Here is a 5,459-nt window from a genome sequence, read left to right as displayed (position 1 = left end):
ATCGCCGCCGCCCACCTGGCGGCCGCCCTGCCTCGACGGTGGAGACATGTTCAGGCAGTAGCAGCTAAGGCCGCTAAGGTCGGACAGTCCGCAGCTACGGGTGAGGTCCAGCTGCTTGTGGCTGCGGCTTGGTTGCACGACATCGGTTATGCACCAACGATCGCCGATACTGGATTCCATGCACTCGACGGCGCTCGATGGCTGCTTCGTGAGGGCCTTGATCACCGAGTTGCCTCTCTCGTCGCCCACCACTCTTGTGCGTCGTATGAGGCTGCTGAACGTGGCTTGAAGCGTGTCCTGGAAACGGAGTTTCCGCGCGAGGAGTCAGCCGTTGCTGATGCCCTCTGGTTCGCAGATATGACTACGGGGCCCGACGGCCAAGACTTCACCGTCGAGCAGCGGCTGGCCGAAATCCGCGAGCGCTATGGCCCCGAGGATTTGGTAACCCGGTTCTGGCAGAAGGCTGAGCCAGCCTTGATGAAGGCCGTAAGAAGCGCGACGCACAGGCATTTCTCGCCAACGTTCAGGCCGACATCCTCAAGGGCACCTACGTCGACCCCGACGCCGGCCGCACGACCTTCAAGCAGTACGCCGACGAATGGCTCGCTGCCGCGACCACCGACGTTCTCACCCGCGACCGCATCGAGTACGAACTCCGCCTGCACGTGTACCCGGTCATCGGGCACAAGCCGATCGCGTCCATCCAGCCGACGACGATCCGGGAGTGGGCGCGGAAGATCCAAGAGAAAGGGCTGTCGGTGGGTTACCGCCGGGTCCTCTTCACTGACGTGTCGATGATTCTCAACGCGGCGGTGGACGACAAGAAGATCGTCAGCAACCCGTTCGCGGTCAAGAGCATTCGCCGGCCGAAACCCGCTCCGACCAAGGTGGTGCCGTGGCCGGTCACCCGGTTGACTGCGTTTCGGAAGAACGTGCGTCCCCGGTACCGGATCGCGGTGGACCTGGGCTCGGGATGTGGTCTACGGCAAGGGGAGATATTCGCGGTCAGCCCCGGGGACCTCGACCCGACCCGCCCGGTCCTGCAAATCACTCGGCAGATCAAGTTGGTTCGGGGTTCGCTGATCTTCGCCCCGCCGAAGGGCGGCAAGTCCCGCGAGGTCCCGCTGCCCGACTCGGTCGCCGCCAGGCTCAAGCAACATGCGCAAGATTGCCCGCCGGTCCCGGTGACCCTGCCGTGGGAGACGCTGACCGGCGAGTCGCGAACCGTCGAGCTGTACCTGACGACACCCGCCGGCCTGGCGCTGTCCCGCTCGATGTTCAACTCCGGTGTCTGGAAGCCCGCGATCCGCGCGACCGGGATCCCCGATGACCGACACAACGGGATGCACGTCCTGCGCCACACCTACGCCTCGGTCCTCCTGGACGCTGGAGAGAGCATTAAGGCGCTGTCGGCCTACCTGGGCCACGCTGACCCGGGCTTCACCCTCCGGACCTACACCCACCTACTGCCGGCCAGCGAGGATCGCACCCGCCGGGCCATCGACAAGGCACTCAGTGAGGACCAGGCCGGCAACGATGCTCCGCAAGCCCTTGACGGCCTGGACACGGCATGATCATGGTTAATCGGCCATGCCGGCGGCCTGCTATGCAGGTCAGAGGCTATGTCGTTCCTACTTCCAGCGGAAGTGGACGAAGAGGCGGCCGAAGTTCTTCGAGTCCTTCTCCACCCGGTGGTAGAGCTGCTTGACGTCCTTCTGGTCGAGGAACCGCAGCACGCGCTTTTTGAGCTGACCGGACCCCTTACCAGGGATGATCTCGACGAGGGTGGCCTTCTTCGCCACCGCCTCGTCCATGATCCCGCGCAGCGCGCGGTCGATGTCCTGGCCCTTGTTGAAGATGTCGTGCAGGTCCAGCTTGAGCTTCATGCCGCAGCCCCCGGCCGGTCAGGTCCCATGTCCGCCATCCTAGGCACGCCGGACGGCAGGCCCACCAGACGACCGGGGCCGCCCACCGAACGACCAGGGACAGCCGCCGGACAACGAAGGGGCGGCCCCGGAGGACCGCCCCTGCCACGTCACCGGTTCACGCCTTAGCGTGTGCCGCCCACTCGGGTCTCCACCCGCTCCAGCGCGGTCCGGTAGTCGTCGTTCGTCGCGTACATCGCGGCGGCGATCCGCAGGTGCCGCAGCGCGTCGTTGTGCCGGTTCAGCCGCTCCAGCGTCCGACCGAGCACGTGGTGCGCGTAGTGGTCGCTGGGGTCCCGGTCGATCAGTTCCCGAAGGTGCTCCTCGGCCCGGTTGAGCTGGGCCGACTGGAAGTACGCCCGGGCCAGCAGTTGCCGAACGGCCGCGTTGCCGGGTTCGGCGTCGACGATCGGCTCCAGCAGTCGGGCTGCTCCGTTCGGGTCACCGGTTTCGAAGAACATGGTCGCCCGCCGGTAGTCCGCCAGAAGATCCATCTGCCCCACCCCCTCGGTCGCACCGTCACCTGTTCCGACGCTGGCACAACACCGGACGTTTGGCGACTGTTCCCGGGAGTCGAGAAGGGGTCAGGTGCGGGCGTCCCGACGTCCGGCGGAAAGCTCCCAAGCACGGACACCGCCGACGATTCCGGCGGTGTTCGGCACCACTACCACGTCGTCGCCCATCCGGGCGAGCTGCTCGGGCCGGATCAGTCGGGAGTTGCCCCCGCCCAGGTAGAGCCGGTCCCACCGGAACACCGGGCGCAGCCCGTCGACCACCTGCCGGATCCGGCGGGACCAGAAGGCGTCGCCGAGCCGCCGACGTTCCGGCTCACCCACGTACGTGTCGTAGGTGGTGCCCCACCGCACCGGCGCGTGCGACAGCTCCAGGTGCGGAGCGAGCACCCCGCCGTCGAAGAGCGCGCTGCCCAGCCCCGTCCCGAGGGTCAGCACCAGTTCGCAGCCGGTGCCGGCGACCACCCCGGCGCCGTGCACCTCGGCGTCGTTGAGTACCAGCGCGGGCACCCCGAAGGCGTCCGCGAGGGCGCCCCGCGCGTCCCAGCCGGACCACTCGGCGAGCAGGTCCGGGTCGACGCGACTGCGGGGGCCACTGCGGGTCACGTAGTGCGGCGTGGCGACCACCACCCCGTGCCGGATCATCCCGGGTACGCCGACGGTGAGCCGGTCCGCCGTCGGTAGGCGTCCGCCCAGATCCAGCAGGGTCGAGACGAAAAGCGCAGGCGGCAACGGGTACGGGGTGGGCACCCGCAACGGTCGGGCCCTCATCGTGCCCGCCTCGTCCAGCACGGAGGCCTTGATGCCTCCGCCGCCGCAGTCGATCGCCAGTGTGGTCACCACGCCGTTGAGTCTGCCCGCTGCCGTCGGCTCGTATGCCGGCAGCCGGATAGGCTGCCGTCCTGATGAGCGCCACGATGATCGTCAAGGACCTGGCCGCCGGGCACGGCGACCGCTCACTCTTCGCCGGTTTGGACCTGGTTGTCGCCCCCGGCGACGTGATCGGCCTGGTCGGGCCGAACGGGGCCGGCAAGTCGACGCTGCTGCGTACCCTCGCCGGGTTGTTGCCGGTCGAGGCCGGCAGCGTCCGGCTCAGCCCGCCCACCGCCACGGTCGGGCACCTGCCGCAGGAGCCGGAACGGCGACCGGGTGAGACGGTGCGGGACTTCCTGGCCCGACGGACCGGGGTGACCGCCGCGCAGGCGGCGTTGGACGCGGCGACCGAGGCGTTGACCGCCGGGACGGCGGGCGCCGACGACGCTTACGGCGACGCCCTGGAGCGCTGGCTCGCCCTCGGCGGCGCGGACCTGGACGAACGCGCCGAGCAGGTGAGCGCCGACCTGGGTCTGGCGGTGGACCTGGACCACGCCATGACCGGGTTGTCCGGCGGTCAGGCGGCCCGGGCGGGGCTGGCGTCGCTGCTGCTCAGCCGGTACGACGTGTTCCTGCTCGACGAGCCGACCAACGACCTGGACCTGGCCGGGTTGGAGCGGCTGGAGGAGTTCGTCACCGGGCTGCGTGCCGGCACGGTACTGGTCAGCCACGACCGAGAGTTCCTGACCCGCACGGTGACTCGGGTGTTGGAGCTGGACCTGCCGCAGCAGCAGGTCAACCACTACGGCGGTGGCTACGCGGCCTACCTGGAGGAGCGCGAGGTGGCGCGTCGGCACGCCCGCGCGGACTTCGAGGAGTACGCGGACACGAAGGCCGGCCTGGAGGCGCGGGCGCGCACCCAGCGTGGCTGGATGGAGAAGGGCGTGAAGAACGCCCGTCGCAAGGCCACCGACAACGACAAGATCGGCCGCAAGTTCCGCAGCGAGGCGAGCGAGAAGCAGGCCGCCAAGGCCAAGCAGACCGAGCGCCTGATCGAACGGCTCGACGTGGTCGAGGAGCCCCGCAAGGAGTGGGAGCTGCGGATGGAGATCGCCGCCGCGCCCCGCGCCGGCGCCGTCGTGGCCACGCTGCGAGGTGCCGTGGTACGCCGAGGCGGGTTCACCCTCGGCCCGGTCGACCTCCAGATCGACTGGGCGGACCGGGTGGCGGTGACCGGGGCGAACGGCTCCGGCAAGTCCACTCTGCTGGCCGCGCTGCTCGGCCGGCTGCCGCTGGACGCCGGCACCGCCTCGCTCGGGCCCGGCGTCGTGGTCGGTGAGGTGGACCAGGCCCGTGGGTTGTTCCTCGGCGACGCGCCGCTGATCGACGCGTTCCACGCTGCCGTACCCCACATGTCGCCCGCCGACGCGCGGACCCTGCTGGCGAAGTTCGGGCTGCGGGCGGCGCACGTGCCCCGCCCGGCGGCCACCCTCTCCCCCGGTGAGCGGACCCGGGCGGCGTTGGCCCTGCTCCAGGGCCGTGGAGTCAACCTGCTGGTGCTCGACGAGCCCACCAACCACCTGGACCTGCCCGCCATCGAACAGCTCGAATCGGCACTGGCCACCTACCCCGGAACGCTGCTGCTGGTCACCCACGACCGGCGGATGCTGGCCGCCATCGAGACCAACCGGCGACTGCGGGTCGACGGCGGGCGGATCGCCGAGGATTGATCCGGGTCCGCGGGCCGCTGCGGGGTGAGAATGACGCCATGCTCAAGTGGGAGTACGCCCTGCTGGTCCGCCGCCGCCAGGCGGCGACCAACGACCTCGGCTGGGAGGTCGTGTTCGTCTGGTACGGCCCGGACGGCTCGATGGTCGACGTGACGCCCTACGGCGACACCTCGCTGGCCCACCTGAACCGGGCCGGCGACCAGGGCTGGGAGCTGGTCGCGATGAGCGAGGACCCGTCCCTGCCCGGCAACCATGAGTTGCACCGCTATCACCTCAAGCGGCCGAAGCCGGCCGACCCGCCGCCCCGCCAGCGCATGCGCGGGGGCCGCCGCACCCTCTCCGGCTGACGTGCCGCCGCCGGGCCCGGCATGCCCTGTGCGCGGGCCCGCCGCACGCCCTCCGGCTGACCCGCTGCCGCCGGGCCGGCATGCCCTGATGAGCGTGATTCCGCTGTGGCATCTAGATGCCACAGCGGAATC

Annotated in this window: 6 protein-coding genes and 1 pseudogene; 4 read left to right on the top strand and 3 right to left on the bottom strand. The window is 69.8% G+C overall.

Going from position 1 to position 5,459, the window contains the following annotated elements:
* Together ACWCO3_RS30845 and ACWCO3_RS30840 are read left to right on the top strand one after the other, a co-directional pair.
* Positions 1–222 (top strand): annotated as a pseudogene (locus ACWCO3_RS30845) (HD domain-containing protein); the annotation flags it as partial.
* A 311-nt stretch (positions 223–533) separates the two neighbouring features.
* Complete coding sequence (locus ACWCO3_RS30840) at positions 534–1,574, top strand: tyrosine-type recombinase/integrase (RefSeq protein WP_358163565.1); 1,041 nt, start codon at positions 534–536, stop codon at positions 1,572–1,574.
* A gap of 57 nt (positions 1,575–1,631) precedes the next feature.
* Here the strand turns inward: ACWCO3_RS30840 and ACWCO3_RS30835 are convergent, their stop codons facing one another.
* From ACWCO3_RS30835 to ACWCO3_RS30825, 3 genes are all read right to left on the bottom strand, one after another.
* Positions 1,632–1,886, bottom strand: coding sequence for a Smr/MutS family protein (locus ACWCO3_RS30835; protein WP_088987488.1), 255 nt, complete (start codon positions 1,884–1,886; stop codon positions 1,632–1,634).
* Positions 1,887–2,050: 164 nt separating this feature from the next.
* Entirely contained in the window at positions 2,051–2,419 is a 369-nt protein-coding gene (locus tag ACWCO3_RS30830) for a tetratricopeptide repeat protein (RefSeq protein ID WP_145778806.1), read from the bottom strand.
* Between the two features lie 90 nt (positions 2,420–2,509).
* Positions 2,510–3,280 (bottom strand): ROK family protein, encoded by a 771-nt coding sequence (locus ACWCO3_RS30825; RefSeq protein WP_088987486.1) that lies wholly within the window; start codon positions 3,278–3,280, stop codon positions 2,510–2,512.
* 62 nt (positions 3,281–3,342) lie between these two features.
* On the opposite strand from ACWCO3_RS30825, the gene ACWCO3_RS30820 reads away from it, so the two are divergent.
* Together ACWCO3_RS30820 and ACWCO3_RS30815 are read left to right on the top strand one after the other, a co-directional pair.
* Entirely contained in the window at positions 3,343–4,980 is a 1,638-nt protein-coding gene (locus ACWCO3_RS30820; protein WP_450013389.1) for an ABC-F family ATP-binding cassette domain-containing protein, read from the top strand.
* Between the two features lie 38 nt (positions 4,981–5,018).
* On the top strand, positions 5,019–5,327 hold the full coding sequence (locus tag ACWCO3_RS30815) for a hypothetical protein (RefSeq protein ID WP_124822832.1): 309 nt from the start codon (positions 5,019–5,021) through the stop codon (positions 5,325–5,327).
* Positions 5,328–5,459 lie beyond the last annotated feature (132 nt).

Source organism: Micromonospora sp. NPDC002411 (assembly GCF_053592955.1).
Note: the sequence above shows the minus strand (reverse complement) of the source record. Positions and strands in the feature narration are given on the sequence as shown.

Bases quoted from the DNA above. Each gene is read 5' to 3' on its own strand.
- ACWCO3_RS30815 (WP_124822832.1), top strand. From the start codon at position 5,019: ATGCTCAAGTGGGAGTACGCCCTGCTGGTCCGCCGCCGCCAGGCGGCG.
- ACWCO3_RS30820 (WP_450013389.1), top strand. From the start codon at position 3,343: ATGAGCGCCACGATGATCGTCAAGGACCTGGCCGCCGGGCACGGCGAC.
- ACWCO3_RS30835 (WP_088987488.1), bottom strand. From the start codon at position 1,886: ATGAAGCTCAAGCTGGACCTGCACGACATCTTCAACAAGGGCCAGGAC.
- ACWCO3_RS30830 (WP_145778806.1), bottom strand. From the start codon at position 2,419: ATGGATCTTCTGGCGGACTACCGGCGGGCGACCATGTTCTTCGAAACC.